This is a genomic window from Pontibacter sp. GD7 (assembly GCF_058216375.1).
Map to the genome: position 1 here is coordinate 152,499 of NZ_JBYZMP010000005.1, position 17,466 is coordinate 169,964.

Consider the following 17,466-nt stretch of genomic DNA (forward strand, 5'->3'; position numbering starts at 1 on the left):
TTTGCGGAATGAAACTTTAAGATAAGCTTATTTTTCCGGATTACGGCAACCTGAGCACGAGGCGTTTGAAGCAAGTATGAATATGAGGGCTACCTTACTTGTGTACACGATATTAGGACACAGGCTTTTAAACCTAAAAATGTACTGTTCAATGGGGGTATGATCCTGGTTGAATTTTGGAAAAAGGGAAGTCAGGTAAGCAAAGAGCAGGAGGCCCTGGAAGTATACTTTGCCGGGGCCTCCTGTTTAGCATCAGCGTGTTGCTAACAAAGCTTTGTCGGTGGCGTCAATGTTTACGAGGGCATACTTTTTAGTGTCGGTTATCTTAATTTCATCAAGCAGGTCCACCAGGTTATCGTACCGTGATGTTTCCAGGGGCTTTATCAGTACCACCGCTTTGGGGTTCTGCTTTACCTGGGCTGATAGCAGCACCTTACGGATGCCTCCGGCAGCATAATCAGTTTTGTGCACCTGTGGCTTGTCGCCGGCAAATCCGAAGTAATAGTATACTTTGTCCTGCTCACCCAGAATAATGGTCAGGGCATCGCTGGCTCTTACATGTGTCGGCTCTCCGGTTTCCTTCGGATCAGCTGGCATGTTAACCTCCATCGTCTGAAACTTACTGAAGGTGGTGGTCAGCATGAAAAAGGTCAAAAGCAGAAACGCGAGGTCTACCATCGGAGTCATGTCCAGGTGAAAAGGCATTCTTTTGGCTCTTCTTTTGCCGCCTTTAGCGGGTGCGTTGTTTTCTTGTAATTGTGCCATGGTTTTTAAGTTTTAGGTGATCGTTCTGTTTTGGGGTACTCCGGTTTATACTTTCACTTCAGATTTCATCATAGGCAATTCCGGGTTTTGGTTTGTTTTGATGTAAGATGCCGGAGGTCTTAAAATTCCATAAAGCAGGCAGAAAAATATTTTGGATACACCACAGGCCCACCGGGGAGAGGCTCGTCAGATGATTTGATTGAGAATGGTTAAACTCGTGCTACCAGGCTAGCGGCATGCGTAACTTAGGATTTCCACAGCCTTCAAGCCAGCGGTTTTCCAAAGGCAACACCCGATTTATACTTTTGACCTTGAAGGGAAGAAGCCATACTTGCACAGCTTTTAGGGTTCGCAGTAAGCCGACAGTATTATTGGGATTCTTAAAAGAGCACATAACCAGTTAGTTACAACCTGGCTTTTGGTTTAAAAAGTGGAATATTCCTGAATGCTATATTAGCTACGGCCCCTGTTAAGTTGCATTGATTTTGAAAAAAATAAAAAATATTTTTTCGCTTAAAAACCTTTAAATCAGCCTGATTTGCCATAATTACTGATTGTTCTGAAAAAAAATTGCATAAATTTTCAGAACAATCGTAACCATGCCCAGCGTGGCCCCGTATAAATGAATGGCTAAAAAGTTGAAAAGTTTAATTTTGCTAATTAACCTTTCAATATAAAACCGGACTTCTTGGCGGAAGTCCGGTTTTTTTTTGTGCTTATATAATCTTGACCTTTAGTTTAAGGTATACACTGAGACTAAGTTTATACTTACCCAAACCGTAGCGTAAAAATTGTTCCTTCTCCCTCTGCTGACTGTAATTGTATACTTCCCCGATGCAGCATCACAATCTGCTTACAAAGACTTAAACCTATCCCATTGCCTTGTTTTTTGGTACTGAAAAAAGGTATAAAAACTTTTTCCTGCACCTCTTTCGACATTCCTATTCCATTATCAGTTAATTTTAATACAGTTTTACCTTGATTATCCTTATAAGCTGAAAGTATGATTTGCGCTTGTTCGACTTCTTTTACCGCATCTATAGCATTAACCAAAAGGTTTATCAGCACCTGGTCTATCAGATTAGGGTCTGCTAGCAATTGCAGTTCAGGGTCACTTACAACTATTTCGAAAAGAATGTTTTTTTGATCCAGGGTAGGTTTCATCAAACGCTGCAGGTTGGCAAAAAGCTCTCTAATAAGTATAGTTTCCTTCTTGAGGCTGTTTATTCTGCTCAGATTTCTATAGGTTTCAGCAAAACGTAAAAGGCCCTCGCTTCTGCGTTTGATCGTTTCAACGCCGACTTCCAGGTCTTCAAAATTATTGGCATCAACACCGGTTAGCTCAGTTTCCTGCAATCTGTTTCTTAGTGTTTCTGCCAGCGAGGCTATCGGCGCAACGGAATTCATTATTTCGTGTGTCATCACATTCAGCAGTTTTTGCCATGCCTGTGATTCAGTTTCATCAATGGTCTCGTTTACATTCTGGAAAGCAACCAGTTTATACTTTTTACCTTCGTTTTGGAAGGCTGTTGCTGAAAGCAAAACTTTAAAAGCATTTTTGTCGAAAAGCGCAGTATTGGCAGTTGTAATTTTGCTATGCCCTGGCGTCAGGTTCAGCACTTCTTCATACAAATCGGCGTCGCGCTTGGCGAGGTAATGTACTGTATGCATGTAGGGGAGGTGCAGTAATTTCTTTAACGATTCGTTCATGAGCACTACTTCTCCGTTGTCAATCCTGTAAGAAAGTATACCGGTGTTTACCAGCTCCATTACTTTCTGCAGATTCTGAAACTGACTCTCTCGTTCTGTGCTAAGCGCTTTAAAAGTGGCGTTAATCTCATTAAAACCTTTTCTTAATGTCTCGAGTTGAGCTGGGGCATGTTTCTCGTTAAAAAACCGTGAAAAGTCGCGGTAATGTACCGACTCCACAAATCCGTTAAACTCATCCTGGGTTTGTCTTAAAAACCGAATCAGTTCATAAACCTGGTAGGCAATAAGGGGCAGTATAAAAACCAATAGCTCAGATATGTCAAAGAATATGATCAGGGCAGGAGTGCTTAATGTGAGCAGTAGCAGCACCACCCTCAGAACCAGCTTCAATTCAAAGGAATTAAATTTCATACTTCCCCAGTCGGCGGTATAATGCAGTGCGTGTGATGCCTAACTCTTTGGCAGCTTTTGTCATGTTGCCTCCATGCTTTTCCATTACCCGATGTATGGCTGCTTTCTCCAGTTCTTCCAGGTTTGTTTCTTCCTGCAGGATCTTGGTAACAGGAGCCGATTCGATGGGCGAGAATAAAATATCCTGAGCATCCAACTCATAGCCATCTGCCATAATTATGGCACGTTCTATGGTATATTGCAGTTCTCGTACATTGCCGGGGTAATGGTAACTTTTGAGTTTATCCATCGCCTGTTTAGATAACGATGGCTTTGATTTCATATACTTTTTGGCATAAAATTTCATAAAATGTGTAGCCAGAAGTATGATGTCGTTACCGCGCTTACGTAGCGGTGGCAATGTAATTTCCACAGTATTGATACGGTAAATAAGGTCTTTTCGGAAGCGGTTTTCATTTGCAAGTTCAGATAATGGCACGTTGGTAGCGCACAGTAGCCTTACATCTATATCAACAGGTTCGTTTGCTCCCAACCTCATCACCTGCCTGTTTTGCAAAACACTAAGTAATTTCGCCTGCTGGTGCAAGGATATATTTCCGACCTCATCCAGGAAAATGGTGCCTCCATTTGCGGCCTCAAATCTGCCTGCACGGTCTTCACGGGCATCGGTAAAAGCTCCTTTTTTGTGGCCAAACAGTTCACTCTCAAACAACGACTCCGTTAAGGCGCCTACATCTACTTTTATAAACGGTTTATCTGCCCGGGAAGAATTCTGATGAATCGCTTTGGCGATAAGTTCTTTACCAGTGCCATTTTCGCCAAGTATAAGTATGTTGGCATCGGTTGGCGCTACCTTCTTTATTTTCAGAAGTATATCCTGCATTGCCTCTGATTCACCTAGCAATTCACCGCCACTTACATGTGCAGCACCAGCCTTTTTACCAGTAGTATCACTGTTGGTTTTATGACTGAGGGCATCGGCTAAGGTGCTTAATAGCTTTTCGTTGTGCCATGGCTTAACTACAAAATCAAAAGCACCCTCTTTCAATGATTTTATGGCCAGGTCAATGTCGCCGTAGGCCGTGATCATGATTACAGCTATATCAGGCTTCAGCTCCTTGATGCTCTTCAACCAGAATAAACCCTCATTGCCCGTATTCAGCGCACTTTTATAGTTCATATCCAGCAATACAACATCGAATGTTTTACCCTTTAGTAAAGCTGGAATCTGTTCCGGATATTTCTCTGCAACAATTTCCTTCACCTGTGGCCTGAGTAATAAACGCACGGCTGTAAGTACGTCGGTATCGTCGTCAATTATCAGTACGGAAGCATTTTTTAACTTCATAGGGTATGGCAAGTTCTACTGCTTAAATAACTACAATTATGCCACTATTACAACTCACTGAATCAGAGTAGTAAACATTATTTGATATTGTCAAGGGCGTGCGAATTCGCACACTTTGCGGGCGAAAATGCACAGGTTAATATTATGGTTGGTTTGTTAAGTGGTTGATTTGTAGTGTTGTATGGTGTCTGGCATTTGGTATGTTTTAATCATTTGCAAGTATAAAACTATCAACTAAAGCACATCACATCATAGAACAGCTTATCTTTAAAACTATGCTAAGAAACTACTTGGTTATTGCCTACAGAAGCCTTTATAAAAATAGGGCTTTTACGCTAATTAATATTGCTGGCCTTACACTTGGACTTACCGCCTGTTTAATTATTGGGCTGTTTGTTTACGATGAATTACAATACGACAAATTTATACCGGAAGGTGAACGCATTTACCGGGTATACAACGATAGAACAGCTTCTGAAAATGGTGGGATAGTGCTGCCCGTGCCTCCCATGTTTGGTGCCACTTTAGGGGAGAGCATTCCGGAAGTAGATAAAGTAGTCAGAATACTAATGCTTCAATTTGAGGATAAAAACCTGGTAGAAGCTGGTGGCAAAAGCATTTATGAAAAAGGCCGTACTTTCGCAGATCCAGGCTTCTTCCAGATGTTTCAACTTGATTTTAAGTATGGCTCCCCAACTAAAGCGCTGGATGATCCTACATCAATTGTAATTTCAGATACATTTTCTGAACGGGTTTTTGGTAACGCTGACCCTGTTGAAAAAAAAATAATGGTTAATAAATTTCCTTACATAGTTAAGGGTGTGTTTTACAGCAATTCAAAATTTCATTTACCTGTAAATTTTGTTATTCCGTTGGCTGCCACGCAGATACCGGAAGAGCGTATGAAAAGCTGGGGATGGCAGCAGTTTTTTACTTATGTTAAGTTAAAAGATGGTGCCGACCCTACCAATGTTCAGAAAAAATTTGCAACGATAGTTGATAAGCAGATCGATCCTGAAAATAATAAACCTTATGGCTACAAACCAATCTTGCAGCCACTACACGAAGCACACCTTTACTCTGCCAGTTTTGAGCACGATCAAAGTATAAGAGGTAACATTACCTATATAAATGCACTCAGTATAATTGCAGCATTTATCCTATTAATTGCCTGTTTTAATTTTGTGAACCTGGCTACTGCCAAATCTATGAAACGCGCGAAAGAGGTGGGTGTAAGGAAAGCTTTAGGTGCAAGTCGTGGCCAGTTGGTGCTCCAGTTTCTTATCGAAACCATGCTGCTTACAATTATCAGTGTAATTTTTGCTGCCGCACTTACTTCTCTGTTATTGCCTTTGCTCAATTCGTTTACCGGTAAAGCGCTTCAATTCAATATTTTTACCGATCCGTCGCTTGTTGTATTGCTGTTTATACTTTCGGTAATAGTGGGGGTTCTGGCAGGGGCTTATCCGGCCTTTGTACTTTCAGGTTTTCAGCCGGTAAAGGTGCTTAAAAGCACTGTTGTAGCAGACAGTAAATTTGGCCGTATTCAATGGTTGCGCCATGGTTTAATTGTTGTGCAGTTCGCTCTATCGATCTTCCTTATTATTACAGCTTCCATTGTATTTAAACAGGTATCTTACCTGCATAACAAAGACCTGGGTTTCAACAAGAATCAGATCATGTTTTTCCAGATGCGCGGTACAGAGATGTTCAGTAATTATGAAACATTTAAAAATGAGTTAGATAAGGTACAAGGTGTAAAGGGTGTAAGTATAGGGTATGGTTTTCCGGGAGATGCAACAGCCGGAGATGGTATAATTGTTGAAAGGAACGGTGAACAGCAACATCAAAGAGTAACACAGTTGATGGTTGACTATGATTACGTAAACACCCTTGATGTAAAAGTAGTTGCTGGACGGGCATTTTCTAAAGAGTATGCAACTGATGCAGATCATGCCTTTATGATAAATGAAACTGCTGTTAAAGAATTGGGCTATGGTACAGCCGAGAAAGCCATTGGTAAACCTCTAAGATGGAAAGTATGGAATGATGTAAACCCGGATTCTCTGAAAGAAGGTAAAATTATTGGTGTGGTAAGGGATTTCCACTTCAAGAGTTTATATGAAAAAGTAGACCCAACTGTGTTGCAAATCTTTCCGGGGGCTTATTGGAAAGTAGCTGTTAAACTTGATGCTTCCAATATAGCGGGTACTATAGCGGATGTAAGTGCTGTCTGGAACAAATTTGCCCCGGATTATCCTATAGAGTACATTTTTATGGATGATAATTTTGATAAGATGTACCGATCCGAAGATAAGCTCAATACATTGCTTTGGATATTTACAGGTATCGCCATCTTTATTGCCTGCCTCGGCTTGTTTGGATTAGCTGCCTTTACTGCTGAACGCAGAAAGAAAGAGATTGGAATTCGTAAGGTTCTTGGTGCTGAAAATTCTACCATTGTTGTGCTACTTTCAAAAGAGTTTCTGGCACTGATTATAGTTGCGGCCCTGATAGCGTTCCCACTGGCCTGGTATGCCATGCAGGAATGGTTGCAGAATTTTGCTTACCGTATCGATATACCTTACTGGGTATTTATAATGGCAGGTTTTGCTGCATCCCTGATTGCTTTTGTTACGATCAGTTACCAGGCACTGAAGGCAGCTAGAACAAACCCAGTGCATAACCTGAGATTTGAATAAGAATGTTTCTGTAAGTTCAAATTAAACTCAGGATGCTTAAAAGTATAACAACAGCATTGTGACTAAGAAGAAATAGCGATTCTAAAGTATAAATAGTAACTGTTTAAACCAGTAACAAACAGGGCCCGGAAGTATAAATATTCTAACCCTGTTCATACAATTTCGATTGCAATACTTTACTTCAAAATCACACGCCTGGTGATCCTTTGCTTGTCTATGGTGATGATAAGCGCATATAAGCCGGCAGGTAGTTTGTCGCGGTTTATACTTATGGTGTGGTTGCCGGCCTCGTAGCGCTTAGGGGCGGTGCGGCTGCGCATCTTGCCATCCATCGAAACCAACTCCAGCTTAACCAGTGAGCTTTTTTTCAGGTTAACGTCTGCAAATACCACCCGGGCAGCCGGATTAGGGTATACTTTCAGCATGCTTTCCCGGGCCAGACTACGAACTGCGGTTACTCCGGCCACCGTTGCCGGGTTACTCAGGTTGCTTTCCTGGTTATCGCTGCCAAGTTCTGTTACCACCCAATACGACATGTGTGATGGCATCTCAGCGGCAGGCACTGTAAATGTTTCCGAGGAGGTAAGGGCACGCACCGCGCCTTCTGGCAGGTCGGCTATACTTTCGGGCAGCACAGGGGAAGTATAAAGCACGTAGCGCTTAAAAGTACCGGTATTTGACTCGTTTCGGTTCCAGGTAAATACATGGTCGCCGGTGGCCTCGTTTACTGTAACAGCAAGCCCTTCCGGGGCAGCCGGTGCAATTCCGCTTTTCCAGTCCATCGCCGGCACTGCCGCAGGGTATTTATAGGTCTGGGCCTTCAGCAAAGTATAAATGTTCAGTGCGTTGTCCTTCAGGTTTGTGGCCCGGTAAACAACATCACCTAGTGCATGTTTCTGGCGGTTTTGCCTGGTTATACTTATCTGGTTGGGCACTTCCTGTTCAGAGTAAGTTGTTTTGTACAGGGCATGGCCTGCATAAAGGTGCCGCGACGAAGTATAGGCTTTATCGGCCCACCACTCCAACAGTTTGCGGTAATCCTGTGAGCCGCCAATAGCCCAGTATAGTTGCGGACTAAGGTAATCGACATACCTGTTTTCGAGCCAGTTTAGCGCATCCGCATAAATGGCACTGTAAGCGTCCATGCCGGTGATGCCTGTTGGTGTACCATTTTTCCAGATGCCAAAAGGGCTTACGCCAAACCTGGCTGAAGGACGTGTCGCCTTCACAGCTTCATTTACCAGCCTGATCGTTTCGTTTACATTGTGCCTTCGCCAGTCGCCGATGTTGGTGAAACCAGAGCCATACTGCGCGTAGGTCTGCGCGTCTTCGTTACTGATGCCCGTAAAAGAACCCTCCGGGTATGGGTAGAAGTAATCATCGAAGTGTATCCCATCAACTGCATAGTTAGCAGCTATTTCCGATACGATAGAAGCAACATAAGCCCGCACTTCCGGCAAGCCGGGGTTCAGGATTTTCTTGCCAGTTGAAAAGCTCAGCAGCCACTCCGGTTTAGCCTTAGACACATGGTTGTTTGCATAAGCTATGGCGGCAGAAGTAGAAGAATTTACACGGTAAGGGTTTAGCCAGGCATGCAGCTCAAGCCCTCTTTTGTGCGCCTCCTCAATAGCAAAGGCCAGTGGGTCATAGCCTGGGTTTACACCTTGCTGCCCAGTCAGGAACCGGGACCAGGGCTCTTTGCTCGAATTGTAAAAAGCATCGCATTCCGTTCTTACCTGCAGGAACACAACGTTCAGGTTTGCCTCCTTTATCTTGTCGAAAAGGGTGCGCAGAGCGGCCTTCTGGCTTTCTGCGGATGCCCCCTGTTGTGGCCAGTCCAGGTTGCTTACGGTGGCAACCCATACACCCCTGAACTCCCTGTTTGGCAGCTCCTGCGCCGTGGCCTGGGTGAGGTTAACTATAAGTATAAACGCCAGAACAACGCGCATGACTTTGCTGCTGAACGCGTTGAAACTTAAGGAAATGGTTGCCATGTATACTTGCTGCTGTAAGCCGGGTAAAAGATGTGGCAAGTTAAAGAGAAAAACAGCAGCGTGTATAGCAGTATACTAATTTAAATATCTTTGACGTTTAAAACTTAATTTATACTTTTTGTGGTATAATTCGCTGAAGTATATTGACTTAACGTGTATATTTGAAGTATAACTGACCTCTAAATTCTGATAAGATGAAAATGCCTTTACTTTTAAGCACGGTTGCCATGGCGATGCTGCTTAACCCAACAGGTGCCACCACCACGGATGCCTTTGTAGCAACTGATACAACGGTAACAGCCCTGGAAGCCGGATTACGGGTAAATACAGAAAGCAGCACCCTGAAGTGGAATGCCAAAAAGTTTGGCGGGGAGCACTACGGTTCCATCAGGCTGGCAGAGGGAACCCTCCTTGTAAATGGGAGTAAGTTAACCGGCGGTAGTTTTACCATAGACATGACAAGTATTGTGGTGGAAGATATTACCCGTGCCGACTCAAACAAAAAGCTGACCGATCACCTGAAGTCTGATGACTTTTTCTCAGTTGACAAGTTCAACACCTCTACCTTTAAGATCACGAAGGCAACTCCAATCGCGAAAGCGAAGAAAGGGGAGCCTAACTATACTATAACCGGCGATCTGACAATCAAAGGCATCACGAAACCTATTACTTTTCCGGCAATTGTGAATGTATCCGGAAAAACAGCCGAAGCAGAGGCAAACATTGAAGTGGACCGTACAAAGTATGACATTAAATATCGATCTGGCCTGATGGGCACCGCTGCAGACAAGATCATCGACGATACGTTCACCATCAGTCTGAAGCTGAATGCCGGATCAATGATACAGCCGGTTAGCGGCAAGTAATCGCTTTTGCACAAAATTCTAGGGCCTCTCCAGTACAGGAGAGGCTTTTTTGTTTGATGCTATTGGCTGGCGTTAGATGATCGTGCAAAATGTGTTGGTACATACTTTATCTAATTTTTCTATCTTAGCTACATGAAGCTAAAATCAAAGCACTACTACATCCGTAAATCGCATCGTTACCTGGGCCTTGTGTTGGGGGTGCAATTTTTCTTCTGGACCATCGGAGGTCTATACTTTGCCTGGAACGATATTGACGAAGTACACGGCGATCATCTCCGTAAGTCGAGGCCTCAGTTCCCGGCTTCCATGACCTTGGCTTCGCCGCAGCAGGTACTGGAGCAGCTAAAGGTGAAGGGGCAGGTAGACTCGGTGCAGGCAATACAGCTCGTAGACATCAATGGTGTGCCAACTTACCAGGTGCGATATTTTTCCGGTGCCATGGACCATAGCCAGCATGCTGAAGGGGAGCATATGGCAGCCCCACCTACCAACCTGAAGGTGCAGCTGGCAAATGCCGCAACCGGAGAGCTGCTTTCGCCTTTGGGCGAGGAGGATGCCGTGAATGTGGCAAGATCACACATGGCTGACCCGATCAAGGTGGAGAAGGTGGAGTACCTGACAGAGGTGGGTTCGCACCACGAATACCGTGGCAAACCGTTGCCAGCCTATGCCGTTTCTTTCAGCCAGCCAGACAAGTGCACGGTGTACGTCTCTGCCGATATGGGCACTTTCCAGGCCATCAGGCACGACCAGTGGCGTATGTTCGACTTCCTCTGGATGCTGCACACCATGGACTACCAGGGCCGCGACAATTTTGGAAATATACTGTTGAAGATCTTCTCTGTATTTGGCCTGTTTACCATTATCTCAGGTTTTGTGCTGTATTACATGTCATCGCCTTCTGTAAGAAAGGTGAAGAAAAAAGTAGCAGCCAAGGCGTAGGGTTAATGACAACAGTATTTAAAAGTTGTCTACCAGGCTTTAATAATAGATAGATACTTGCCGTGAGGTAAAATATGCTTTAACAAACTAATGTTGTAACAATTTTTATAAAATAGGGTATAAGGGCTATATAATATTTATAAAATATAATGCTAGCCTAGTAAAAATGCGAAAGCAGTTATACCCTTATTTTCTTATTCTCCCTTTATGCTTTTGTGTTGGTACTTGCTATGCACAAAGCAATAAAGGAAATGCAGCCGCACAGGATACAACCCATCAGAAGGCCTACGAAGAGGCTAACCCCACCGAAACTGCTTTAAGGAAGTCCGTTGATTTCGAGATCGACGGACTTATCGTGGATGAATCTATCACTAAAATTGGCCGTGACTTTTATGAAATATTTCATCGGGGGTGGGAGACACCGCCAATGGCCAAGAACTACACAATTCTTATCAAAGAACTCCCTGCCCGGGGAAATGGCGCATTAATTCAGGTTAAGGTAAACGAAGACCTTGTGTTTGAGCAGCAGCTTCAGCCCCGATATGAGATTGTGGAAGACATGGCTGGCTACGCTACTGACATCGTTTACCAATATCTCATCGAGGTATTAGTACAGCAGCAGCTGGATGCTGATGGCACTATTGAACAATTCTGATCTAGTAATTCAATTGATTTTCTATGAACAATTTTCGAGTGATTTTTATGCTGGTGTTTGCGTTGTGCTTTTGTGGCGCAAGTAATGCCTTTACACAGGATCTGGTATATAAACCCAAAAATCCGGCCTTTGGCGGCGACACATTTAATTACCAGTGGCTCCAGAGCTCTGCGAGTGCACAAGATAAGTTAAAAGATCCTGAAGCCAGAAGATCTTCTGACTTACTTGATCGCGACCCACTAAAGGATTTTCAGGAAAGCCTGAATCGGCAGGTTTTGAATGAGCTATCCAGAAAGCTGATCGAATCACAGTTCGGGGAAAGAAACCTGGGGCCGGGCTCGTATACAGTTGGCAATTATCAGATAGAAATAACAGAAGGCCTGAGCGGTTTAGTAATGGTGTTGCTTGATCTGACTACTGGTAATAAGACAACTGTTACCATGCCTTATTACTAGTATAGGGGCCTTTTACTGCCATAGGAGATTTTGCGAAGTTATTACCTACCCTTATGATGAATACCTTTATCAACAACAAGTTATTACGTTTCTTGTTTTTATATTTCATGTTCGGCATATATGGCTGTGCGCCTTTTATGAAACAGCCGCTTCAAAGCTCGAGGGCTGCTTTAGGTGTTGCCGCCCCGGGTAATGAAAACCTGACAAAGCTGCCCCCACCCGAGGAGAAAATCGTAGCTGCAGTATATAAATTCAGAGATCAGACAGGGCAGTACAAGCCATCTGAAACCGGGGCTAGCTGGTCTACCGCCATTACACAGGGTACCACCACCATACTTTTGAAATCATTGGAAGAGTCTGGCTGGTTTACTCCCATAGAGCGTGAAAATCTTGGTAATTTATTAAATGAACGTAAGATCATCCGATCAACGAGGGCTGAGTATGAGGCACAAACAGGTATAAAACAACCGGGTTTGCCTTCGCTGTTGTTTGCAGGCATTATACTTGAAGGTGGCATTATCTCTTACGACGCAAACGTTATAACGGGAGGTGCAGGGTTGCGATATTTTGGGGCTGGTGGCGCAGGCCAATACCGCGAAGACAAGGTAACCGTATACTTGCGGGCCATATCTACCAGTACCGGAGAGGTTTTAAAAACGGTTTATACTTCCAAAACTATACTTTCGCAGTCGGTTGATTTTGGCCTTTTCAGGTTTGTGAAGTTTAAGCGTTTACTGGAGGCTGAAACTGGCTTTACGTATAATGAGCCTTCAGAAATGGCTGTGAAGGAAGCCATTGATAAGGCAGTGCAAAGCCTTATAATCGAAGGTATACAGGATGGGTACTGGTCATTAAAGAAACAGGATGATGTTAACAGCCCGGTGATAGCAAGCTACTATAAAGAGAAGCAGGAAACAGATAACAGTACGGTGCATGGCCAGATTGTAGCGGAACGACGGGGAAGATTGAGCCTGGGGGTGGGCGCTTCCGCGCTCATATATAAAGGCGACTATGCCAATTCTGCCATTAAACCCGGTGGTGATCTTGCCCTTAAGTTTGGTACCCCTCACAGTCTGGCTGTAGAGCTTCGGGTAGCGAATGGTAAACTCGGTACCAGTCAATATTTCGAACGTTATGTTGGTTTTACAGAAGTTAACTTTAATTACCTGGTTTATCCCAAGTTTAAGATGTCGCCATACTTGCAGGCTGGGGGGGGAGTCCTTTCTTCCGGCCTTACAATGATAGATGTCTTCCGACTGAATCAGAAGTCCACCGATGAAGTTACAAGTGGTTTATTACCTTATTTGAAGGTAGGTGTAGGTGCGGAAACACTAGTACTGCCAAGGCTAGGGATTGATTTCTCTTTTTCGAGTACTTACTTTTTGAATGATGAACTTGACGCTGTTAACAGAGGTCGTTTTAACGACTACTTCTGGTCAGGTAGAATTGGCCTTAATTATTATTTTGGCCTGTTCAAATAGTTCGAGTATAACTCTGGTATTAAGTTACCTCTAAAATTGACTGCATAATTAATTGTATAAATTTAATAAAATGCAATTTATTCGAATTGTACAAGCTAATTTTTAAATGAAACATAAATCAATCTAAAGTCGGTGTTAAAACACTGAAAAAGACATATAACTAACAAATAATTGTACTTAATTAGTTTTGAATAATTAAAATATATAACAAATCTAATTTGTAATGTAAAATTTTATGAAACCATGCTATGCATCACTTAGTATCATGTGGTGTAATTTAATTTCTAATTTTTAAAGTTTAGTTAGCATGAAAAACAAAATCATCCTATCCGCAGCGGCAATGTTCCTGGCCGGAACAGCTTTCGCTCAAAGTAACACGAGCACTGTGAACCAGACCTCCACACCTGGTGCAATTGGCAACACAGCCAATGTTCAGCAAGTTGGGCAAGAGAACAATTCGGTAGTTAATCAGCTTAATAAGGACAAATTTGCACCTGCTGTTAAAAATTCAGCATTTGTTTCCCAGACAGGTAAGTATAACCGCTCTAATGTGATGCAGGAAGCTGATGAAGGGCATGACTCTAGAGTAGTACAGGATGGCAACTATAACAAAGCAAATGTTAATGTTGTTAGAAACTATAACTCTACAAGTATTAAACAGGATGGCAATTATAATGAAGCATCTCAATCTGTTACTGCTTTAGGATTAGCTGGACCAGACATTAAAGGTGTACGCGCAGTAATTGACCAAGATGGGCTTCGAAATAAAGCATCACAACAAGCAGGTGAAGGAGGCAATGAAGTTTTAGGAGGTGGAAACTTTATGAAGGCTGAACAAATTGGAAATGATAACACTTCCAGACAATCTCTAAGAACTTCGCCTAGTCCTCAGTTCCAGGGTGCCAATAACTCAATGATTGTTAAACAAGATGGCAATGAAAACTTAGGAGTTCAGAATGTAACACCACTTGCTGGTGATGTAGGCCCTGATGACAACAGACTGCGTATTAACCAGGATGGAATGTACAACGTTGCACGTCAAAATGTAAGTGGTGATGGAAACTGGGCTACTATAATCCAGGATGGTAATTATAATAGAGCAATCCAGAATGTACAGGGTAATGATAACTGGGCACGAACCAAGCAGTCTGGTAATAACCACATGGATACAACAACTCAGATGGGTAATAATAATGTTTCAAATGTAATGCAATCCAACTAACAACTTTATGCTGCAACAGTTTATTGTACAAGCTGTTGCAGCTTTTTTATTATGAAAGCTATGATGAAAGTCCTGACTATATCTTTTCTTTTAAGCTTATGCTGTCTTAAGCTGTCGGCACAAGCTGAACAGGAAGAGCAGCTGTTACAGCATATCAGCAATGAGCATTTAAACCTAAATACCCAGCCCTTAGCTGTTGGCGCTAAAAACTACGTGAACACATTACAGCTTGGCAATGGAAATGAAGTAAAGGTGCAGCAGCAAAATACAGGCAAGCATCTGAATCAGGCAATTATTCAGCAAATAGGAGCAAGTAACCTGCTTCATCTTTCTCAGAAGGGAACACTTTTAAATAACCGCATACTACAACAAGGGGCAGGCTTTAATTCTTATACCGGACAAATAGAAGGAGAAAGCCTTTGGATTGACATCGTGCAGGACGGTCTAGGAAATAATATCAGGCAAACCGTAGTTGGCAACGATCTTACATACTACCTGTTGCAACGCGGCAATAATAACACCATCCAGCAGAAAGAAACGTCTCCGGATTCTAAACCATACAAAATAGAGCAGGAGGGCAACAGCATGTTCTTAAAAATAGAGCAGGGAAAAATATACTAAGCATTGAGCATTTTGTGAATCACCGATAACTGTATGCTTATACTTTATTGGAGAAACGCGACATGGCCATCTGTATTTATAAGCAGTAGCCTCTAAAGCTTTTTAACAGTAATATCCATCATCCTTATAATTTAATTATGCGATACACTTTTATATTAAGCTGCTGTCTCGCAGTAATTTCTCTTTTTATCACATCTTGCAATGAAGACCCGATTGAGCCACAGGGTTCCGGCACAATTACAGGGCTTGTACTTAGTGCGGAAACCGGCAATGCCATTCCTGCAGTAAGTATAACAACAAATCCGGCCACCACAGCTATGGTGTCGGATGCTGAAGGCAATTTTAAACTGGAAGGCATCTCTGATGGCGAGTACAACATAACCGCCAAAAAGACCGGGTATAAAACAGAGTCTGTTAGTGTGGCCGTTAAAAATGGAAAACTTACAAACGCCACGATCTTGCTGGAGAAAACCAAAGATGGGGAGGGAGCGCCACCCCCGGCCTCAAATCCATCGCCACAGCCCGACATGACCAACCTGCCTACAAGCATCATTTTAAAGTGGCAGGGGAAAAAGCCAGTCGGCAACGACACCATTACCTATGATGTGTATCTCTATGAATCAAACGCCTATGCAAAGCACATCTTATCTGAAAGTATAAAAGATACCAGCGTTACGGCTAAAGGACTAAAGTATAATACTACTTATTATTGGCAGGTTAATTCCAAAAATTCTAAAGGAGAAGTAACCAACGGCAATGTATGGAGCTTTAAAACCTGCAACTTACCGGAAACACGCTATCTGTTTTCACGCGAAGAGAATGGTAACTATGATATCTATAGTTCGGATGGCACTGCTGAAAATACTTTTCGGCTTACATCAGATTTTAGCCGTGAGTGGTGGGCTCGCCTGAATCCCCAGCGTGATGTTATTGCCTATGCTACTAATGCCGGCCTTGATCCGCAAATTTACACCATGAACAGAGATGGGTCTAACAAAAGAAAAGTTACTTCGCTGCCTGTAGTCGGGTATCATAACCAGGGTATCGGGTTTACGTGGTCGCCGGATGGCGGCAAGTTGCTGTATGCCAATTACGAAAACCTTTATACCATAAACCGCGATGGCTCCGGCCTGAAACTTATTGCCAAGGCTCCCGCTAACAGGCATTTCAGAACCGCAGACTGGACGGCACAGAGAAATAAAATAGTAGTACAGACCATTGGATCCAATATAAACGACTCTGAGATTTATATGATGAATGCCGATGGTTCTGGCAGAGAGTTGATAGTTGGAAACCTACCCGGACGTGTTGAGAATCCATCATTTTCTGTTGATGGCAGAAGTATTATTTACACGCATGATGCATCTGGTTTTGAAAATGCGGAAGGACGTCAACTCGATTCCAGGATCTACCTGAAACGTTTGGACGGGTCAGGCGTATTTGATCTTTCGGCTGGCAAACCCGCAGGTACCAACGATTTATATCCCCGATTTTCGCCGGATGGTGCAAAGGTCATATTTGTGAATACATCAAATGATGGCTTAGGCAAAGAGGAAGTATGGAGTGTAACAATTGCGGATGGAAAAAATAGGCAAAAGATTTTCGATAACGCTTGCATGCCCGAATGGAAGTAGCAGCCAAGGCGTAGTTTAACCCCATATAATCCATTAACCATCATGAAAAAAAGCTTTTATACTAGCAGGTATCTTTTCTGCAACTGCCATGTTTAGTTGCTCATAAGAAGCCAAAGAAACCGAAGAGCAGGAAGTTGTCGAAACCGAACTGGACGAAACGCAGCCCGAAGAGGCCGTGCAAGACACGATAAAAGGCAGCATTAAATCAGAGGCAACAGGCAAAATAGGTGAAGCAACGATTCGGGTAAACTACCATGCGCCTGGCGTGAAAGGGCGTGTGATCTGGGGTGGTTTGGTGCCTTACGGGCAAGTATGGGTAACGGGTGCGCACATGGCTACCAATCTCGAAACCGACAAAGACTTGTTGATAGGAGGAAAGGAACTGAAAGCCGGAAAGTATGCCTTGTTTACCATACCTGGCAAAGAAGAATGGACTGTTATCATCAACAAAAACTGGGAACAACACCTGGCCGATAACTATAAAGAGGCTGAGGATGTGTTGCGCATACAGGCTAAACCTGAGAAACTGGATAAGCCTCAGGAAAGACTAAAGTATGAGTTAGTAGAGCAGGAAGCCGGCGAAGGTGCCCTCCGTATACTTTGGGATAGAGTTGGCATAACGGTGCCTATTGTGGTAAAGAAGTAAACCATATCTGAAAT

General features: G+C 43.2%; 14 protein-coding genes. 10 read left to right on the forward strand and 4 right to left on the reverse strand.

What is annotated here, in order from left to right; translation table 11 throughout:
- Window positions 1–252: 252 nt before the first annotated feature.
- The 3 genes from AC4BAP_RS09805 to AC4BAP_RS09815 form a co-directional block, all read right to left on the reverse strand.
- Entirely contained in the window at window positions 253–765 is a 513-nt protein-coding gene (locus AC4BAP_RS09805) for an ExbD/TolR family protein (protein WP_490582463.1), read from the reverse strand.
- 768 nt (window positions 766–1,533) lie between these two features.
- Window positions 1,534–2,886 (reverse strand): sensor histidine kinase, encoded by a 1,353-nt coding sequence (locus AC4BAP_RS09810; RefSeq protein ID WP_490582464.1) that lies wholly within the window; start codon window positions 2,884–2,886, stop codon window positions 1,534–1,536.
- Window positions 2,876–4,234 (reverse strand): sigma-54-dependent transcriptional regulator, encoded by a 1,359-nt coding sequence (locus tag AC4BAP_RS09815; protein ID WP_490582465.1) that lies wholly within the window; start codon window positions 4,232–4,234, stop codon window positions 2,876–2,878. The genes AC4BAP_RS09810 and AC4BAP_RS09815 overlap by 11 nt, the downstream gene beginning before the upstream one ends.
- A gap of 275 nt (window positions 4,235–4,509) precedes the next feature.
- Between AC4BAP_RS09815 and AC4BAP_RS09820 the strand changes: the two genes are divergently transcribed.
- On the forward strand, window positions 4,510–6,936 hold the full coding sequence (locus AC4BAP_RS09820; protein ID WP_490582466.1) for an FtsX-like permease family protein: 2,427 nt from the start codon (window positions 4,510–4,512) through the stop codon (window positions 6,934–6,936).
- A gap of 176 nt (window positions 6,937–7,112) precedes the next feature.
- On the opposite strand, the gene AC4BAP_RS09825 is transcribed toward AC4BAP_RS09820, so the two are convergent.
- Complete coding sequence (locus AC4BAP_RS09825; RefSeq protein ID WP_490582467.1) at window positions 7,113–8,969, reverse strand: family 10 glycosylhydrolase; 1,857 nt, start codon at window positions 8,967–8,969, stop codon at window positions 7,113–7,115.
- A 155-nt stretch (window positions 8,970–9,124) separates the two neighbouring features.
- On the opposite strand from AC4BAP_RS09825, the gene AC4BAP_RS09830 reads away from it, so the two are divergent.
- The 9 genes from AC4BAP_RS09830 to AC4BAP_RS09870 all read left to right on the forward strand — a co-directional run bounded on the left by AC4BAP_RS09830 (window position 9,125) and on the right by AC4BAP_RS09870 (window position 17,452).
- Window positions 9,125–9,796, forward strand: a complete 672-nt coding sequence (locus AC4BAP_RS09830) for a YceI family protein (protein WP_490582468.1) — start codon at window positions 9,125–9,127, stop codon at window positions 9,794–9,796.
- 132 nt (window positions 9,797–9,928) lie between these two features.
- Window positions 9,929–10,738, forward strand: coding sequence for a PepSY domain-containing protein (locus AC4BAP_RS09835; RefSeq protein ID WP_490582469.1), 810 nt, complete (start codon window positions 9,929–9,931; stop codon window positions 10,736–10,738).
- 166 nt (window positions 10,739–10,904) lie between these two features.
- Window positions 10,905–11,393 carry a CsgE family curli-type amyloid fiber assembly protein gene (locus AC4BAP_RS09840; RefSeq protein ID WP_490582470.1) on the forward strand — a complete coding sequence of 163 codons (489 nt, stop codon included), beginning with the start codon at window positions 10,905–10,907 and terminating at the stop codon, window positions 11,391–11,393.
- A gap of 23 nt (window positions 11,394–11,416) precedes the next feature.
- On the forward strand, window positions 11,417–11,848 hold the full coding sequence (locus AC4BAP_RS09845; RefSeq protein WP_490582471.1) for a curli production assembly/transport component CsgF: 432 nt from the start codon (window positions 11,417–11,419) through the stop codon (window positions 11,846–11,848).
- A gap of 137 nt (window positions 11,849–11,985) precedes the next feature.
- Window positions 11,986–13,329, forward strand: coding sequence for a CsgG/HfaB family protein (locus AC4BAP_RS09850; RefSeq protein WP_490582472.1), 1,344 nt, complete (start codon window positions 11,986–11,988; stop codon window positions 13,327–13,329).
- Window positions 13,330–13,636: 307 nt separating this feature from the next.
- Complete coding sequence (locus AC4BAP_RS09855; RefSeq protein WP_490582473.1) at window positions 13,637–14,551, forward strand: hypothetical protein; 915 nt, start codon at window positions 13,637–13,639, stop codon at window positions 14,549–14,551.
- 60 nt (window positions 14,552–14,611) lie between these two features.
- Entirely contained in the window at window positions 14,612–15,172 is a 561-nt protein-coding gene (locus AC4BAP_RS09860) for a hypothetical protein (protein ID WP_490582474.1), read from the forward strand.
- A gap of 137 nt (window positions 15,173–15,309) precedes the next feature.
- Window positions 15,310–16,806, forward strand: coding sequence for a carboxypeptidase-like regulatory domain-containing protein (locus AC4BAP_RS09865; protein WP_490582475.1), 1,497 nt, complete (start codon window positions 15,310–15,312; stop codon window positions 16,804–16,806).
- A gap of 175 nt (window positions 16,807–16,981) precedes the next feature.
- Complete coding sequence (locus AC4BAP_RS09870; RefSeq protein ID WP_490582476.1) at window positions 16,982–17,452, forward strand: DUF2911 domain-containing protein; 471 nt, start codon at window positions 16,982–16,984, stop codon at window positions 17,450–17,452.
- Window positions 17,453–17,466: the final 14 nt, after the last annotated feature.